Source organism: Pantoea allii, from assembly GCF_046529425.1.
In the GTDB taxonomy this organism is placed as follows: domain Bacteria; phylum Pseudomonadota; class Gammaproteobacteria; order Enterobacterales; family Enterobacteriaceae; genus Pantoea; species Pantoea allii.
The window spans coordinates 2,569,604-2,586,425 of record NZ_CP125958.1; the positions used below are offsets into that span (position 1 = coordinate 2,569,604).

General features: G+C 46.8%; 13 protein-coding genes and 1 pseudogene. 3 read left to right on the forward strand and 11 right to left on the reverse strand.

Going from position 1 to position 16,822, the window contains the following annotated elements; all coding sequences use genetic code 11:
- Positions 1 to 397: 397 nt before the first annotated feature.
- The 4 genes from QNH99_RS12090 to QNH99_RS12105 form a co-directional block, all read right to left on the reverse strand.
- Complete coding sequence (locus QNH99_RS12090) at positions 398 to 1,105, reverse strand: alpha/beta fold hydrolase (RefSeq protein ID WP_172896847.1); 708 nt, start codon at positions 1,103 to 1,105, stop codon at positions 398 to 400.
- Between the two features lie 193 nt (positions 1,106 to 1,298).
- Positions 1,299 to 2,126, reverse strand: coding sequence for an MBL fold metallo-hydrolase (locus QNH99_RS12095; RefSeq protein ID WP_172896846.1), 828 nt, complete (start codon positions 2,124 to 2,126; stop codon positions 1,299 to 1,301).
- Positions 2,127 to 2,282: 156 nt separating this feature from the next.
- Positions 2,283 to 3,368 (reverse strand): mechanosensitive ion channel family protein, encoded by a 1,086-nt coding sequence (locus tag QNH99_RS12100; RefSeq protein WP_172823924.1) that lies wholly within the window; start codon positions 3,366 to 3,368, stop codon positions 2,283 to 2,285.
- Between the two features lie 338 nt (positions 3,369 to 3,706).
- Positions 3,707 to 4,594 (reverse strand): SDR family oxidoreductase, encoded by an 888-nt coding sequence (locus QNH99_RS12105; RefSeq protein ID WP_109716281.1) that lies wholly within the window; start codon positions 4,592 to 4,594, stop codon positions 3,707 to 3,709.
- Positions 4,595 to 4,671: 77 nt separating this feature from the next.
- Here QNH99_RS12105 and QNH99_RS12110 point away from each other — a divergent pair, with 77 nt between their 5' ends.
- Positions 4,672 to 5,655 (forward strand): AraC family transcriptional regulator, encoded by a 984-nt coding sequence (locus QNH99_RS12110; protein WP_109716280.1) that lies wholly within the window; start codon positions 4,672 to 4,674, stop codon positions 5,653 to 5,655.
- A gap of 131 nt (positions 5,656 to 5,786) precedes the next feature.
- Here QNH99_RS12110 and QNH99_RS12115 read toward each other — a convergent pair.
- The 7 genes and pseudogenes from QNH99_RS12115 to QNH99_RS12145 all read right to left on the reverse strand — a co-directional run bounded on the left by QNH99_RS12115 (position 5,787) and on the right by QNH99_RS12145 (position 13,665).
- Positions 5,787 to 7,217: pseudogene (locus QNH99_RS12115) on the reverse strand (purine-cytosine permease family protein).
- A gap of 513 nt (positions 7,218 to 7,730) precedes the next feature.
- On the reverse strand, positions 7,731 to 8,624 hold the full coding sequence (locus QNH99_RS12120) for an N-acetylmuramoyl-L-alanine amidase (protein WP_063879468.1): 894 nt from the start codon (positions 8,622 to 8,624) through the stop codon (positions 7,731 to 7,733).
- Entirely contained in the window at positions 8,625 to 8,900 is a 276-nt protein-coding gene (locus QNH99_RS12125) for a helix-turn-helix transcriptional regulator (protein ID WP_029568750.1), read from the reverse strand.
- Between the two features lie 685 nt (positions 8,901 to 9,585).
- Positions 9,586 to 9,834, reverse strand: a complete 249-nt coding sequence (locus QNH99_RS12130) for a helix-turn-helix transcriptional regulator (protein WP_013025676.1) — start codon at positions 9,832 to 9,834, stop codon at positions 9,586 to 9,588.
- Positions 9,835 to 9,885: 51 nt separating this feature from the next.
- Positions 9,886 to 10,590 (reverse strand): fimbria/pilus periplasmic chaperone, encoded by a 705-nt coding sequence (locus QNH99_RS12135; RefSeq protein ID WP_013025675.1) that lies wholly within the window; start codon positions 10,588 to 10,590, stop codon positions 9,886 to 9,888.
- The gene (locus QNH99_RS12140) at positions 10,562 to 12,922 is read right to left on the reverse strand and encodes a fimbrial biogenesis outer membrane usher protein (protein WP_410516739.1); all 2,361 of its coding nucleotides are present in this window, start codon (positions 12,920 to 12,922) and stop codon (positions 10,562 to 10,564) included. Before QNH99_RS12140 ends, QNH99_RS12135 begins: the two co-directional genes overlap by 29 nt.
- A gap of 56 nt (positions 12,923 to 12,978) precedes the next feature.
- Positions 12,979 to 13,665 carry a DUF1120 domain-containing protein gene (locus QNH99_RS12145; protein ID WP_241536584.1) on the reverse strand — a complete coding sequence of 229 codons (687 nt, stop codon included), beginning with the start codon at positions 13,663 to 13,665 and terminating at the stop codon, positions 12,979 to 12,981.
- 1,769 nt (positions 13,666 to 15,434) lie between these two features.
- On the opposite strand from QNH99_RS12145, the gene QNH99_RS12150 reads away from it, so the two are divergent.
- Both QNH99_RS12150 and QNH99_RS12155 read left to right on the forward strand, forming a co-directional pair.
- Positions 15,435 to 16,340 carry a winged helix-turn-helix domain-containing protein gene (locus QNH99_RS12150; protein WP_370513125.1) on the forward strand — a complete coding sequence of 302 codons (906 nt, stop codon included), beginning with the start codon at positions 15,435 to 15,437 and terminating at the stop codon, positions 16,338 to 16,340.
- Positions 16,333 to 16,791: a hypothetical protein gene (locus QNH99_RS12155; protein ID WP_063879465.1), complete on the forward strand. Its 459-nt coding sequence runs from the start codon at positions 16,333 to 16,335 to the stop codon at positions 16,789 to 16,791. The genes QNH99_RS12150 and QNH99_RS12155 overlap by 8 nt, the downstream gene beginning before the upstream one ends.
- Positions 16,792 to 16,822: the final 31 nt, after the last annotated feature.

Below are 16,822 nucleotides of genomic sequence, written 5' to 3' on the forward strand. Positions count from 1 at the left end.
AGCAGCTTATTCCACTCCAGTATTATGTGATCGGACGTTACAGAGACGGCAAGCGAAACCGTAAATGATTCATTTTTAAGCATTGATTTCAGCACCCATGATAATATCATGCCAGTGATAACGATATTTCCCCCTCCAGGCAGATACTCATAATTCGCTATCATGCTAAGCACGCCTCCGCTTTTATTCATTATTGACCCCATTATTTTTACTACCGCGCACCGCGAATTAAAATACGGGTTACAACAGGGCGCTATTTCATTCAATGACGTTTATCCCTGCCCTGGCTTCTGGTCATGGGTAAAATCATCGCGTTATTGATAGTCAGAGGGTGAACGCGTTTATCTCACATTAGCGCCCCTCTTACCCAGCCGCTGTTTGGCTGTGCCCTGTGGCACTAAGCAGTAACAAAATGGGATATCTTTTCGCCCAAATCCAAAAGAAAAGTATCTCGCGAGGCAAAGGAATCGGTGACGTGCGGAGGCAATGTATTCATAAAGGTAAAATGACCGGCATCTTTCACAACATGAAGATCTGTCTGCGTGTGATGCGCTAATGCCGCGTTGAGAAAGAGTGCCTCTGAAAGTGGCGTAACGCTGTCCTTTTCACCCGCCCAAATCTGAACAGGGAGGTTGACGGATACCAGCGCCGACGGCGCGCGAAAAAAATCTGCTGGCGGTGCTAAAAGCACCAGTTGATTTAACCTCTGCCTGCCGTCAAAAACGACCGACTCTCTTGCTTTGGTCCAGGCTGTGGCCCCGGCGTGCATCAATAAAATCACCGTGCCAAGTGAATGCCCAACCCCGGTTATCGAGTCATAGTGGTTGCAAAAGTTGTTCCCGGCTAAGGCGAGCCTTTGGCTACGTTCCAGCAATTCAGCCCTGGAGGGAAAGGGAGAGGTCAGGCGTTCAAAATGCGGCGCGACAACGGAAATACCCTGCCGGGTAAAGGTCTGCAGAAGCTCAAGGTGGCGCAGTGGGCTGCCCCCCAGCCCGGCGACAAACAGGATACATCGCGTCGCCTCCTTTACCTGCAACAAGGTGACTTCAACATTTTTGTCTGCGTGTTTAACGATGGAGGTTTCCACCCCAATGCGTCTAACCATGATGATGGCACCCTCCTGAACGTCTGTCGGGAAAGCCTAACAAGTTATCACAGGCGTTGGAATGAATGTGTTATGCCCTGCCTCGCAAGCTAAAAACGACGCTCTGCACGAGGAGATGTGCCGGGCGAAAATCCTTGAACGACCCAAAAATAAGAGCGCATGGCGGCCCTGAGCCGGAGCGACAGGGGCTTACTCAGACAAAGCGCCATTCAAACCCGTTTGCGGTTTTATTCAGATAACCCGCAGACGACTGGGCGAAGTGCGAACTGAAACATAATGCCTGATGATCGGCGGCCCATTCCATTGCCCATCGGCGTTGCACTTCCGCCTGGTCGGCATCTGCACAAAAGCGAGAGGCCAGATGGGGTTGCCTGACCTGAAGTTCGTTATGCATAAGATCGCCGGTAAATAAGGCATATTCTCCCGCGCTGTGCAGAATAATTGACGCGTGATCGTGGCTGTGACCGGGCGTGGGCACAAAGCGTAATAATTCAGCAAGGATCGGTTTTGTCGTCATATCCAGCGTTTCAAGTAAGCCAGCTTCGATAACCGGATTGATGCTGTCCTCTAACAGGGTTTGTCTTGCAGGATCGTTTTGCCAGTTTTTCAGACCGATATCGGAACAGTAATAGCGCGCATTCCTGAAAAACGGCGTCCACTTGCCTTCCACCTGGTGGGTGTTCCAGCCCACATGATCGCCGTGCAAATGGGTGATCAAAACAAAATCCACCTCATCGGGATCGATGCCCGTCTCGCGGAAACGATGTTCATAAGGTGTATCCAGTTGATGAGAAAGCGGAGATCCGGGACGCTCACGCCCGTTGCCACTGGCTGTATCAATGACAAGGGTGGCGCCCGGTGTCCGGACAATCCAGCTATGCACCGAAAGCGAGATGTTTTCAGGGGAAAGGCTATCCAGTTGCTGGTCAGGATAGAGCATACTTACCGATAAAGACGCCTCAAGTTCAGGCACTTTAAAAACCTCACAGTCACCCACGCGATAGATCGATTTGTGTTTCATAAGGCCCCTTAAAAACAGAATGGAATGATGCGTCCGGTTTGCATCATCGAATCATGCCATCCACTACGGATGTAAACAAACAGCAGAAGTACAGTTGTCCTGACGTTTATACGGCGATCAGCACCTCTGTACGTTCCACTCTCCCCCAATACGCGATTAGCAGCGGGCTTCTTTGTCTACCGCATCGGCGTCGGTCAGGGTTGCCCTGACATGAGGCAAACTCTGCGGATAATTTTGCTGAATAAACTCAATCATTTTTTCCCGTACGTAACAGCGTAAATCCCAGGCTGTGGGGGAATTCTGTGCCGTCATCAATAACCTGATGGTCATGGTTCTTTCGGTCGTATCGGTCACCTGAAGCACCTGAGTCTGTTGATCCCAGAGTTTTGTTTCGCTCAGCACTTTTTCAAAATGTCTGCGGAGCGGCTCCAACGGCATGGAGTAATCCACATAAAGAAACACCGATCCTAATATTTGTGCGTTATTACGCGTCCAGTTCTGGAAGGCATTTTCTGTAAAATAGGTAATGGGCAGAACCAGTCGGCGCAGATCCCAGATACGCACAACGACATAGGTCAGATTTATCTCCTCAATCCATCCCCATTCTTTTTCAACGACCACGGCATCGTCAATTTTTATTGGTTGCGTAAAGGCGATCTGGATGCCAGCAAACAGGTTGACCAGCGACTTCTGCAGGGCAAAACCAATGATGATCCCTGCTACCCCGGCACCGGCCAGAATTGTCGTGCCGAATTTACGCACACCCGGAAAACTGAGCAGAATCATCGACAAACAGAATGACACAAGGATGACGATTGCCACTTTTTTTACATAGATTAACTGCGTGCGAATTTTACGGGCACGAAGGTTATTTGAAAGATTAATGTCATAGCGTATAAAAAGCATATCCTGTGCGACATTCGTCAATCGAATCAAAATAGAGCAGACGGATAAAATAATAAATATATTGGCGGTAGCCGTTATGAAATTAAGGGATTGCGGGGGGATATTGATATAATTCACCCCGATATTGATTAACACTAAAGGGATAAAAAGAAACAGGGACCCACGAAGATGCTTTTCAAGGGATTTGAATAACTTTCTGTCGCGACTCTGCCAGTAACGGATAAACCTGAGAAGAATAAATCGAGCAAGAAACCCCACTATTAATGAGAGAATAACGAGTAATACTGCAGGTACCCAGGCTGGCGCACCCGATAACTCACCAAAAATCAAAGACATCATATTCCCTTCCATTCCACCGACAACATTCAGTTGCCAGACAAGTCACTAAAATCAGTAACCGTTGTTCTCTCGGTTATCTGCGAACGACGTGATCACGTTTAATAGTTTATGAAAAATTTGACCCACTGCATTCTTAAGCGGGTAAAAAACCGCTATACGGAGCGAGCAGCCTATCGGCAAGCTGCCACTAACCTTATGAATATGATGTATTTAATTACCCTGCCAGCCAGTACAATTAAGACATGTATTGTTACCTTCTTATTAAAACAGTGATGTTTGCATAGCCCGTTTGTGGCACAAAACGGACCGGCGCGTTGAGCAATAGCAAACTTCCGTTATACCAGGCGATTTTGCTCAAGATCGGCAAGTAAACCTGGCCCTTGCGGCTTCCAGGCCAGTTCCCGTTGAGTGATTGTCGCAGAAGCAGACATGTCCTGAGTGACAAATTTGCTTAACCAGCCAAAATGTTCAGGTGCTTCGGCAGGCTCAATATTCACCACCGGCACATTGAGCATGTGGCCAATCGTTTCGGCAATCCTGTGCATCGCGATGCCTTCTTCTGCAACGGCATGATAGCGATCACCCGCGCGGTTTTTTTCAAGTGCCAGTCGATAAAGATGAGCAGCATCACTGATGTGCACCGCCGACCAGCGGTTCTGGCCCTCTCCAACACAGGCAGAAAAACCTTTTTGCCGGGCCGTCTCAATCAGTGCGGTTACCAGGCCTTGCTTCAGAGGATTGTGTACCTGCGAAAGCCTGATGACAGAAACATTAACCCCCTGTTGTAAGGCAGTTATTGCGCCCAGCTCTGACGCCTTGCGCGGATTAGGATGTTGAGGGTTAAAGTGGTTTTCAACCGCCATGCTGTCCGGGCTGGGAGAGCCCAGCGCCACAGCGGATGTAACAATCAACGGCCGCTGCGTTCCCACCAGCGCTTCGCCCATCGTCTGAATCGCCAGTCTGTCCTTTTCGCAATTAGATATGAAAGTGGAAAAATCGTGATTGAACGCCGTATGAATGACGCCGTCGCTCAATAGCGCTCCGCTTCGCAGGCAGGCATGATCGTCAACGTCGCCAAAAAAGGGTTCGACACCCGCAGCAGTCAGGACATCAGCCCCCTTCCGACTTCGGGTAAGGCCTGAAACCTGGTAGCCTGATGCAATAAGCTGAGCGGCAACTGCAGTGCCAATAAACCCCGTCGCACCTGTAAGAAAAATTCGCATCTTATTACTCCTTTATGAACCATGAATTATTTTGCCACCCGATGCGGCTAATTTAGACGTGGGACGTAATACAATCTATGCTGCAACGTCGCTGTTTTATGTCCAATCGTCCGGAGCAGATTATGGATCCCCTTTCACAACTGTTATCGCTACTCAAACCTGAAAGTTATGCTTCGGGCGGCGTTGTGCTGAATCCGACGCTGGCGGTTCAGTGGCCCGCTCACGATGGCGTTAAATGCTACGCCGTGGTATCAGGCGAGTGCTGGCTGTCGGTAGAGGGCATTGCAGAGCCCGTAAGGCTCACCGCCGGAGAGTGTTATCTCTTACCGCCCGGCCCGCCTTTCAGACTGGCGACAGACCTGGGATTAACGCCCGTCGACTTTCGGGAGGTTCGTTCTGAAATGATTTCAGATATCGCCGCAAGGACGCATGAGACGGCAGGTTGTTTTCTGGTCGGTGGCCATTTTCTGTTGGCTGGCCAGGCTGCGCGCATGCTTCTGAATCCACTGTCGCCCGTTGTGCATCTTCGTCAGGAGACAGATAAAAAGGCGATGCACTGGGCGCTTGAACGGATGGCGCAGGAGGTCCGCAATCCTCTACCGGGCAGCGGACTTATCGTGCAGCAACTGGCTTTTATGCTGTTAATACAGGCACTGCGATTGCATGCGGATGACAACGCAGCCGCCAGCGCGGGCTGGCTTTTTGCGCTTCGGGATAAAAAACTGAGCACGGCGATAGCCTGTATACATGACGCGCCCGGATATGGCTGGACACTGGAAAAGCTTGCCATAAAAGTGGCCATGTCGCGTTCAGCGTTTGCACAGCATTTCAGGCAAACCGTGGGAACATCCCCCATTGAATATCTTACGCAATGGAGAATGCTGTTAGCCTGCGACCGGTTACACCGCACCGATGACTCTGTACTGCATATTGCAACCTCCCTGGGATACGCATCAGAAAGCGCCTTCAGGAAAGCTTTTAAACGCGTTATCGGTTGTTCGCCAGGCAAATTACCGGCAAGGGAGAGCGATAACCCTGCAGCCCACCCTCTTTTTACCTGAGTGTAGTTTTCCCCTTCGCTTTAGGGCTAAGCCCGCCGAAGCCGGGAGTGGCGCGCAGCACGCGTTAAAAAAATCACCGGGAGGAGGCGCGATAATCATCACAGCCGCGCCGCCTGGTGACCGGCACACTGTTATTCGTGCGGAAAGACTGAAGATTCGAGTTTACCCCGGCGATCCCATCGGCTGGCGATCAGCCATAGCAGTGCCGTCACCAACCAGCCAATAATCCACGAGATGTCATTGCCGGCAAAAACCCAGGTAAGAGAACCATGATGTAACGGGTTATCGATAAAGGGCAACTGCACCATCACCCCCAGGCAGTAGACCGTAATACCGGCCCAGTTCCAGCGGCCATAGCGTCCGTCTGGCGTTGACAGTGCCGGGACATCCACTTTGCCTTTCGTGATGAGATAGAAATCAGTCAGGCTTATCGCGCTCCAGGGGACAAAGAAGGCCAGCAGGAACAGCAGGAAATGCGTGAAGGATTTCAGGAAGGCCGGTTCACTGAGCAGTGCAATGATGCAGGCAACGGTGACCATCAAGACCACAAACAGAACGCGTGCCCCCCGACTGAGCGAGGTTTGCTGGCGGAAGCCCGATACAATTGTCGTCAGAGACATAAAGCTGCCGTAGGCATTCAGGGTGGTAAAGGTGATTTTCCCAAAGCAGATCGCAAAATAGATCACCATCGCCATCGTTGCGGTGCTGCCTAAGCTCACAATATAGCCAACCTCATTGCCTGAAAATGCCTTACCGGCGATCGCGGCAACGATCACGCCCAGGGTCATTGATGCCTGGGTGCCGGTCATGCTGCCAAAGAACACCGAGCAGAACAGCGTCCTTGCGGAAACATCGGCGGGAAGATAGCGCGAATAGTCAGAGACATAGGGGCAAAACGCAATTTGCCAGGAGGAAGACAGCGAGATCGCCAGCAGAAAGTTAGCCAGCGTAAAATGGCGATTCTGCCATACCGCCGATAAGTCGTGAGTGGAGAGCAGCGTGATGAACAAATAGGCAAAGGCCAGGACGCCGATCACGCTCGCCAGTTTCCCCAGTTGATGAATCACACGATAGCCCAGTACCGCAATCACCACAATAAGGGCGCTAAACACCACCATTCCGGTCGCGTTGCTGACGTGAATAAGCTTCGCCAGCGCCTGTCCCGCCAGCACCGTACCACTGGCAGAAAAGCCGACGTACATTATACAGACCAGCACTAGGGGAATGACCGCACCGAATACACCAAACTACATGCGGCTGGTGATCATCTGCGGTAACCCCAGGCGCGGGCCCTGAATGGCATGTAACGACATGATGCCCGCCCCGATGATTTGGCCGACCAGCAGCCCAACCAGCGACCACACCACATCGCCGCCCAGAACCACAGCCAGCGCGCCCGTGACAATGGCGGTGATTTGCAGATTACCGCCAAACCAGAGGGTAAACTGGCTGAAAGGCTGCCCGTGACGTTCGCGCGGCGGGATGTAATCAATCGAACGGGTTTCTGACAGGCGCGGTTTCTCTGCGCCTGAATAATCTGCTGCAGGTGATTCAGCTGGCATAGTTTCCTCACTGGAACACAGCATACGCGGTGCGTTGAGACCTATTGTTGAACGGATGGATGCGTAAACGGTAGTACATGTATATACATGTAACGATACTGTCATGCGAGTTGAGAAGTTACAAGATGACGCGTCATTGGAAAATGTGATGGTGCAGGCAAGCCTGACAGGTGAACGCGCATCGCTTGCAAGCATGTCGGGCGTGAAAACGAACAATCGCACTGGCTCCTGCCCTCAACCCGTCAGATTGACGTATTTAAGGCAAAGCCGAGTACAGGAGAAACGCGCCACATGCCTTACCAGGTGTTAAATCCACAACAGCCAACACGGGAAAATTGCGATATGAATCGCCGTCTGGCTCCGTTAACAAACTGACTGGAGCCCTTATAAGGAGTCAGCCTAAACATAACGTTTGCCCGTTAGCCGCCCACCCAGCAAACCGCCTCTGCGTTATTGGCATGCGTAACAGCCCGATGCTCAAAGTCGCTGCCTGGCCTTGAGTTGATGATCCCTTCAATCAATGGCCTTTGGGCGATACTGTTCGTTAAGCGCCTGAGCAATTGCCTCTGTTTCCGCATCAGGTATGCCGTTATCAAGCGCCGGTCTGAAGTGCATTTGAAACGCCTGAATGGTTTTTATAGTCTCCTCGTCGAGCACACCCGTTTGTGGAATAGCATCATATCCATAGGTTTTAAGTAGCACCTGCATTTTATGAACATTCACAGGTGCGGTTGGCAGACGACCGTTGAGATATTTTTTTATTTTCTCTGCTTCCGGCCAGGCCCCGATCCCCTGAGCAGCCAGTTGTTTCCAGGGAAACAGCTTACCGGGGTCTTGTTTTCGCAGGGGGGCGATATCACTATGACCGACTACGTTATCAGGGGTAATATTATAACGCTGGATAATGCGCCTAGACAACGCGACAAGCGCCTTGATTTGTTTTTCATCGTAGGGATACCAGGTTTTATGTCCCAACATATTTTCTGAAAAACCACGATTAACAATCTCAATACCGACAGAAGAATCATTGAGATTGACACGCCCATTCCAGTTACTGACACCGGCGTGCCAGGCGCGCTTATCTCCATGGACCAGTTGATAGATGAGGGGTTTATCTGCTGTATTGTCAGGCGACTCAGGAATAAGGTAATGGGCGCTGACATTATTACCTGTAAGAAGTTTTAACGATGTTGCGTTATCAGCGGCCGTGTAATGAAAAACCAGGAAACGAATACGTTCGTTTTGGGCGAGTGAAGAATAATCATGGCTCAGCGTATAGTCTTGCCTGTTTGCTTTTGACGAAATGCTATGGCTACAACCTGTAAGTGATAACAGTAAAAACAGGCTGGTAAGGATGCATCTTGCATTCTTTTTAATTCCCATATCAATTAAATCTTTTTGCAACATTTACTTTATCCTGATCGCTCTTTTATTCTGACGGAGGATAGAAAATTCAATCTCGCTCCTCTGATAAGAAAGTCTGTTTTCCAAAAACCACATAATGAATTCATTATCATTCTTCACGCCGATTTTTTTCATCACTCTCCGTTTATAATAACTGACTGCTTTCTCCGGCAGATTCATCCATTCGGCTATTTGCCTTACTGTCATCCCGGTCATAAAAAACCAGGTAACCGCTACTTCATTTTCAGTAAATGTCAGACAACGTTTTGCATTATCCATAAAAGTCACAACCCCTCCACTGGAGCAATAATTTTTTATCTCTCCACAAATAACCAAAAAAATATTTAATTAACAATCAACTTCAAATCCCAACCTGTCATTCATCATCCCAACGCCATATAAAAATGCCACCTTCCCTAACCTGGTGGCATTCAGTGAACGACTAGCTAAGATAATTCCGGATTGTACGTACCGGATTAACATGCCCCCCTCAACCCGGCATCATAATTTCTAAAAACGCCGCGTCTAATTGATAGAAACCCTAAGCACGAAGCCACACAGAACAGATTTCCATTCTCAGAATATCGGATGTAATGTTTTTTATTAGCCTCTCGCTATTTTTATATTCAATAAAGCGTTCAGCTCAGAACATTGAGATAACAATTTTAGGACGTTACACAACCAGAAAGGGTATTATCTGCGCCTGTCTGTAACTCATCCCCGCCAGTTACAGAAAGGCGCAGAATCCTCCGGCAATATCTTTCCCCCCTACAGCGGCCAAAAGCCCCCTTTTCCTCGCAACGTTTTGCCAGCACCGCCTCCAACGCCATAAACCTTCCCTGCACCTGCCCACTCACATTGCGGAGAGGAAGGCATATCGCCGGCACAGTGCCGAGAGCGTTCGCCAAAATATTCAAACCACGTACACCCGTTGGTCATTAATTGGATGAATCCTCGTTTTGCACTAACCCTCCCTCTCCTCAAGACTAAAAGAGGGACGGTTGGCGATGAACCAGAGAATAAGTTCCTTATTGTTTTTCACACCTAATTTACGCATCACCCTGCGTTTGTGGTAACGAATTTTCAGCACATCCATGCCTGTCCGGCACGCAATCTGCTGTAATTTCATTCCGGTCATGTAAAACCCTATTACGGCAATTTCTTTGTCCGTTAAAAAAACATTTTCTCCATGTTTCCCGATAACCCTAAGCACATGTTATCTCCATAGCGAATCAGTAAACCTCAAAGGCGCGCCTGCAATAAACTACAGGGTGACTTTATTTGTTTTTAACTGATAATTATAATCACTGACGCTGGTGATGCTCAGATGCATACCCTTTGAAAGTGGATGAGAAGGTGTAGCGCACAACGTCTCCTGCGGAAGAACATAAGGCTTCGTAAAAGTGATTTTCGATCCGCCTTCATCTGTATTAACCAAAGGTGAGAAACGGAACACTTTAGCGCTGGGATTACTTATACAGAGATCGCCGCGGACTAACTGATATTGTACGCGCTGCCACATATCTTTTTGCTCGATATCTTTTCTGACGTTAACTACGACCGGCAGATCTTGCCCAATGAGAATTTTCACCTTTCCATCGCTGACCTCATCCTTAGGTGGTAATCCTGTAAATACGACGCGCGCGATATGCTCTTTTACATCCGGCGTATTGGTACGGTAAATTACCCGAATGCTCTGGATGTCGCCCGGACCTATTACAATAGCCTGAGGTTCAGTATACAGTGTGCCACCGGCAAGATTATCGTCTGGTAGACGCCGGATTTTGCTGTAAAGCAGCACACTTTTATCGCCATTATTCTTAATATCAATAGTCGACTCCTGCTTACCTGACTCGATCAACACCGCTGATGATGAAGGTAGAATTTCGGCACTGGCATCATGAATAAGACCTGTAAATATGAAAACACTCATAGAAACGTTACGAAGCATGGCAGTTGAAAATAACATTTTTAATACTCCCCTGTTGATTCAGACGACGAGATGAAAGTTTACATTGCATATTTAAATGCGTAGGTGACGACATACCTTCTGATTCCAGCTTTCCGATATCTTTTTCATCGATTAAAAGAATATCTTTGTCGATGAAACGGGCAATTAATTTTCCAGAACCGTCATAAAAAAGATCACTCTGATGAATGTCAGAAGGTTTGTGGCTCCATTTCAACAGCATTGAACGGTTATCCGCTATGCCAAATTTAAAGAACGGCACCGATCCGCGAACAGCTGAAAAATCTCTGACGTTGTTTTTAATGATTACACCTGATGGCAGACCTTCCGGGCTAACGCGAATAAAATCATTTCGTCCTTCAGCGACAGGCGTAATTATGGCTTTTCCATCATGATTGGTGACCGCACTACTTTGTAATGAGGCGACATCAAGATAATGATGGACGCCTGTGTCGACCACCGCCCAGGTATTGCCAATACGGTTTGGTGAGAAAATAACGCCTTCTTTACTAATGGCAACAGCACCGGATAAATATGCCGCGGTGGTCTGCGATACGCCTCCGGCATCTCGTCCCTGGGAGAGCGAGACATCCGCAGTGGTGTAAGGTGTAATGACGGCATTATCCAGCGAGTAGCTTTCTGACCGACCCGCGCCCGACGTACGCATCTGGCTGGCAGTCACGGTATAGTTTTTAGATACCGGCGCACTGAGCGAATTCGACAGGCGCGCTCTGTTACCGTACGTGTAATACTGACTTCGCCAGTTAGCGCTGTGTTTGTTGAAACTTAGTGGAAGGCTCAAGAAAAGATTGAGGCTGATCTTATCTTTTTGCGTTTGTCCGGGGCTTAAAGACATGTAGGAGACACCTACGCCCAACGAAGCTTTTCCCACAGGTAAGTTCAGACTGCCTGACAATGAATTGAAACCAGGCGCATCGTAGAAACGATAATGTGTTAACGAGATACTTCCTGTCACGCCATAGGAAAACTGCTGCGTCTGCGTTAAACCAATGCTGCTCCGCTGTGCATTGTAATTCCCGAGTCGTGCCTGGCCAATATAGCTAAAATGCCGGCTGTTACGACTAAAATTAAGGCTGGTATTTTTATAGCTGCCTGAAACATCCAAACTCAGGCCCTTCTGGTTTTTCTCATTTTGTACGCTTGTCAGGCTGGAGCGAAAGCGAAAATCTTTTTCGAAAGCCGTATTGCTGACCGTAAGCCCGCGATAGCCTGACGCAGTGACCATAGCGACCGATGGGGCGAAGATTGAATTTAGCGTTCTGGAGAAACCGGCGCCGCTTACCGTGCTTCTGCTGCCGCTAACGGTACGTCCTGTAAAAGCATAATAGCCCGCGTTACCATCCTGGTCAGAGGTGATTTGCGCGCGTGAGATGATGCGCGAGTCAACGATCTGCCCGTCTCGCTTAACCAATACCCTGACGTCATCACTAAAGCCAGCTACCGGAATATTACGCAGTTCCGCATGGCCTTTCTGAATGATTTGTTTCCAGAGAAGCAAGTTATTTTGCCAGAACTCGACAGTCAGCGTTTCTGCAGCTTCATAATTAAAGTTCACAAATGCCGTCGCGTTGCCGTTGGCGGAGGAGATGATGGCACCATCAATATAGCCAGTGCCAAACCCACCATCGCTAACGATTGTTCGTCCTGCGCGGACGCGAACATTTTGATAGTCTCGCTCAATATAGCCATCACGTATCGTGTTAACCGCCGTACGTGCGTTACGGCTGCTAAAGGAACTGTAGTAACCATGTGAGCGAATAATCGTATTGTTCATATTAATTCCGGCTTCATAATCTGTATTGATACTGTTGAGGGAGGTTTCTCCTCCTGAAAAGCGATAGGCATAGGTATTGTAATTTATAAATGCCCCGTTCCCGCCACTCAACCTTTGCTTCCCCTCTGGATTAATCAGATATTTTACAGGGACTAATAACCGTAAGGTATTATTAGCCCGATCAAATTTAGCCTGAATCTGTTTATCCAGATAAAAATATTTACTGCCATTTCTGGCTTTGTAGGGCGACCATGCTAACGCTTTTATTCCTGCTTTTGATTTTATGTCTTCCGAATAAACCGCTGCATTTTTAACCGAAAAAACCCTTCCTGATAAAATATATTTTCCATTGATGTAAATATCAGATTCCGTTTCTCGCTCTGGCATTACATGCTGATTAAGTGCATTATCAAGCTGCGCAGAAGTGATACCATTCGCAGCCATCAAATTAGAATCAAAATGTAGCGTTTCACTCCGCACTGGTGCTGTAAAAATTAAAAAGAAAATAACAGTAACAACATAATATATTTTTTGCATGTCAAAATCAGGCACCTCATAGGGAGATGCCTGCTGTCGCTCTCAAAAAAAATAAATTAAAAATAACGTACGTTAATCTGTGCAGTACCCTGCCAGTCAACCTGTTGCGCATTCGTTATCATATTTCCGGCGTTTAATTGCGGTTCGATGTCAAACACCCATGAAATATCTTTCCCTGAGGCTGGTGCACTGGTCGTTTCATCCCATGGTGTCCAGTCTTCCGTTTTCTTATAACTCCAATCGGCATTTAACACACGACCAAACGCAGTACCACTGTGCGAACCACTATTCTGGTAACCGAAAGAGGTCGTATTGGTCACGCCGTCTACCGTTGATGAAACAGGGCTGATGGTAAAATTCCCCAATTTATTTCCCGTTACCGGATCCATCCCTAAACCAAAAATACGCGTACTATCTGCATGCCCACTTCTGTTATTGGTATTCACACCCACCATAGCACTGCTTTCATTGGGGTCGGTCGCCCAGAATGCCACTTTCTGCGCTGAGGGACAACTTACCTGTAATGTCACTTGTTTCGCTGCAAAGGTATTGACCGCGGTTTGATTAAGATCTTTGTGCTGAGTAATCCCCCAGTCAAGAGCCTCACCGCCTACAACACTTGCTGTACAGGCGTTCGGCGCAATGATGCCATGAACATTAATGTCGGTTCCCGCCATGGCTGAATGGCAAAATAATACACTGGTGGTGAAACTCAACGCTAATACTGTTTTATTAAAAGACACGTTATTCTTCCTTATCTCTGTATAAAAAAAATCGACACAAGCCGCTCAGGCTTAATGCGGTGAGAAATATAACGTTAAACATTGAAATCGCCATATGAATTAATCTCTTTTTTTATAAAATAATCTTTTGTTTTTTATTGTTAAAAATCAATAAGATAGACATATACTCTATGCCACATTTAAAGCAATATTTTTTTTGATTGATTTATAAATAAATTCAGAAAAGAACATACACATCAACTCCCAATATTTACTTATCACTGAGTGAAAACTCGTCTTTTAAAGATTGCAATGGACACCTGCCGGATTAGCCTGCCCTTTCCAGTCCCTTTTCATACTTTTTTCTGTGTCGAAGCGTCAGTACACACAACGCCATGCCGTCACATCTGATTGACGCTGTTTCATTGCCCTACTAATCACGTTTAAAATAGACAAACGTTCAGCCTGACGTTGTCATTGGTCACTCGACCTGAATGCATTACTTAAGATGTTTCATTCCTGACCATTTTCATTCCTTTAGTTCATTCCTGGTTTACATTGACTCACAGCCATATCTTTTAGTCAGATAGTCGTACCAGAAAAGCTTACCGTTTTATCCTACCTCCCCGTTAAATCAGCAATATGTTTGAAAAAGAAAGTGCTGTGCAAACCGTGACGCTCTTAGAACATTGGGCCAGAGGCTTGGGTTGCGCACTTTCGATACTTAACGTCAGGAGATCAGGAAACGACAGACATTCTGTCAGGTCGATGAGAGTGGTGTTTGTCACAGCGGGATATTGATTACATGATATCTACGATGCGTTGCTAAGCCATAATGTCGCAGGTATGGATAAATACAGAATGACACAGGTAAGTGAGGGCAGTTAAAAACATCATCAACGCCCCATTGAAATGCAATACCTTAACGTTAAACGAAGCAACGTAAGATTCTGTGATGCCCACCTGGAATTCTCGCGTGATTTACTTAAACAACGGCTGATGCGTGATCTCAGGCTGCAGTGACGATGAGTATCATTGAGGTAGAGGTTTTTTGAAAATGGAGGGTGTATTCGTTCCGCTCAGTCTGCAATCTGGGCTTAATCTGGTTGGTTTAACAACCCTGCACATTATTTTCTTGCAGATTTTATCCTCGCCCAACCCCCCTGGTCGCATGATGTCTGTCTGCGCGACCTGAGGATTGCGCGCATGCAGCTACGCCTACCTCTGATGTGGATAGCGCTGACGGCTTATTAAAAGACGTATGTATGTGCGTTTTTCATATGAGTGCGTATGCTGACAACAACGTCTATTTTGAATGATGCAGTGAACGGCAGCAAGCGCGTAAACCAATGAGAGTTCAAATGAATCTGACACCTGCCGTTGACCAGAACGCCTGACTGACAGGGCAAATGAGAATGTATATAATTACTATTAGAGAAATTTTTGAGAAGTTAATTGCGCGTTTTAACATCGTTATCTGCTGTCTTTCGCGTGCGACAGCGGGCTACATAAGAAGCCTAAACCCGCTTCAGGTTCCCTCTAAAAACATTACTATTTTTTATTAAATTAAATTTAAAATTATAAACAATAAAATCAATTACTTACAACTTAAATCATGTATTTTATATTCCACTTAAATTAAAAAAGACAAAGGCATGCAAATAAAACTCTTTTATTTAATTTGATTTGGAAATTATTCAGCACTATGCTGATGTCGATTCAGATAACAAATTTTTATCTATTAATTCCTTTCAATAGATGGGTATTCATGTCCATTTCTTTTGGTACAGATGGAGAGCACTTTGAGCCGAAAGATTACACTTAATCACTTTCTGGTTTTTGAACCCGAGAAAAAAAGAATTACTGGCAGAGGCAATCCGGCGATCATTAGTGCTTCAGCATCACTATGCTTCGAGTTGCTCATTGAAAATGTCGGTGAGTTAGTCACTCATCAACAGTTTTTTGACTATGCATGGCGTCGTTTTGGCATGGAGCCGACCTCTACGTCCCTCTATCAGAATATATCCAGCCTCAGGCGCGCACTGAGTAAAGCCGGACTGCAGGAAGACATCATTCGAACGATGCCCCGGCGTGGTTTTATCCTGTCACCACAAACCGTGGTGATGAAAGAAAATACCGTTACAGCCTCTTCAGCAGCTGTCTTGAGTGAGAAAAATTATGAACCTCTTTCGTCAGAAGAAAACACAGAATCCCACGAGGGAGCATCTCCAGCCGTGTTACAGCACGCAGATGTCGAAGATGATAAAGATCATAAGACGGTTTTACCCTCAACTCGTCAACGTGATCACTCGCCATGGTTACCCAAAACAGAAATGTTGTTAGCACGACTCTCTTTTAAAAATGTGTTTTTTACCGCCATCACTTTCGTTTCTTTTTGCTGTATTTTTATTTTTATCAAAGTCGAACCGCAATCGGCAGAGCCCGTTTTCGCTCACAGCATGGACTATAAAGGCTGCGTGATTTTTAATAACTCAGACGCCTGGCTCAATAGCGCTGAGTTAAAAAAACGCGTAGATGATTTGGATATCAATTGTAAAGACAGTCAATATATCTATATGACATCTTTTAAAAATGCTGACAGACTCTCTTACTTTCAATGCCAGCACCCCTTGCACGCTACAATTCGAGCAAACTGTCTCTCTCATTATTATGTTAAGAATTTCAATGATGAATAAAATTCTGGTTCTGACAGGGCTATGCTTTATCGCTCTTTTATTGTATCCATTTAGTGGAAACCGGGAACACCGTATATCGTGTAAAGCGGATATTTCTTATCAGTGGCAAGATAGCACGCTAAATTTATTCATTTCTCAAAACATCCAGAATGGCAAAGGGATACTGGCTCTCTCGGGTACGCTTCATGAAAAAAATAAAGGCGATGGTTATTTAAGTAAAACCATATCTTTCTCCTATCGAGAACAGGGCTATTATTATCACCTTAACTCAGATTTGGTCATCAACTCGCCACAAATGACCATGAGCGTTCAGGATCAAAGAAAATGGCTACCTGATTTCTTTATTGAAAAAGGGAAGCCTCTGCTGCTGAAAATCAGGCCTTACGGTGATAAAGCCTGGCTTTTTTACTCTGAGACTACGCCACTTTTCGTCTGTGAAAGAAGTAGTTAGCTTTTTTAACGATTTTTCACCCTTGTCCACT